Source organism: Mesorhizobium sp. M7A.F.Ca.CA.004.06.1.1 (assembly GCF_003999135.1).
In the GTDB taxonomy this organism is placed as follows: domain Bacteria; phylum Pseudomonadota; class Alphaproteobacteria; order Rhizobiales; family Rhizobiaceae; genus Mesorhizobium.
In genome coordinates, this window is the sequence record NZ_RZPQ01001119.1 from 1 (window position 1) to 1,314 (window position 1,314).

1 protein-coding gene is annotated in these 1,314 nt (G+C 61.5%); it reads left to right on the plus strand.

The features are described from left to right. Positions 1-42: 42 nt before the first annotated feature. Positions 43-1,149, plus strand: coding sequence for a carbohydrate ABC transporter permease (locus EN906_RS34375; protein WP_127375786.1), 1,107 nt, complete (start codon positions 43-45; stop codon positions 1,147-1,149). Positions 1,150-1,314: the final 165 nt, after the last annotated feature.

Consider the following 1,314-nt stretch of genomic DNA (forward strand, 5'->3'; position numbering starts at 1 on the left):
GTCGCGGCCGGAAATTCCTTCGCCAGCCGTTTTGGCGTCCACATCGCCGTGCTCATCTTCGTCGCGATCTGGACCATACCGACGCTCGGCATCCTGGTCTCGTCGCTGCGCGACAAGAACCAGATCATCGCCTCGGGCTGGTGGAACTCGTTCGCCAGTTCCACCCAGACGGAAGCAGGCCGGCTCCCGCCCGCCTCGGCGCAAGTCGAGAAGGACGGCAAGTTCGTCCTCGAGGGCAATATCTTCGGCGACGGCGCCAAGCGCGACATCAGCGCCTTCGGGGTCAAATCGGCGACACCGACGCAATATCCCGCCGGCACCACAGCCGATCTCGGCGACGGCGTGACCTTGCAGCTCAATGCCGACGGCAGCTTCATCATGCATTCCCCGAAAGCATTCGAAGGCGATCGCGGCCAGCGCGTCTATTATGCTTCGTCGGCGCCGCCGAAATTCACCACCGACAATTACAGAACCGTGCTGTTCTCCGAAGGCATCGGACGGTCATTCATGAATTCCCTGACCGTCACCATTCCGGCTACCGTCATCCCGATCCTGATCGCCGCCTTTGCCGCCTATGCGCTGGCCTGGATGCGGTTTCCCGGCCGGGCGCTGCTGATCGCCGTCATCATCGGCCTGCTGGTGGTGCCATTGCAGATGTCGCTGATCCCGCTGTTGAAGCTCTACAACGGCGTCGGCGCTTTCTTCGGCATGCCGTCGAAGACCTATCTCGGCATCTGGCTGGCGCATACCGGCTTCGGCCTGCCCTTCGCCATCTACCTGCTGCGCAGCTACATTGCCGGCCTGCCGCGCGAAATCATGGAATCGGCGCGCATCGATGGCGCCAGCGATTTCGAGATCTTCGTCAAGATCGTCTTGCCGCTGTCGTTCCCGGTGCTGGCTTCGTTTGCCATCTTCCAGTTCCTGTGGGTATGGAACGATCTGCTGGTGGCGATGGTTTTCCTCGGTACAGAGGCAGACCAGATCGTGCTGACCGCCAAGCTCAACGCGCTGTTGGGCTCGCGCGGCGGCGACTGGGAGATTCTGACGACATCGGCTTTCGTGACCATCATCGTACCGCTGATCGTGTTCTTCTCGCTGCAGCGCTATTTTGTCCGCGGGCTGCTTGCCGGCTCGGTGAAAGGAGGCTGAGACGATGCAATCCGCTTTGAAGGCCAGCTCGAAGCCTGACCTCGCCATCGATCGCGACTGGTGGCGGGGCGCGGTGATCTACCAGATCTATCCGCGCAGCTATCAGGACTCGAATGGCGACGGCATCGGCGATCTCAAGGGCATCATAGGCCGCCTCTCCTATAT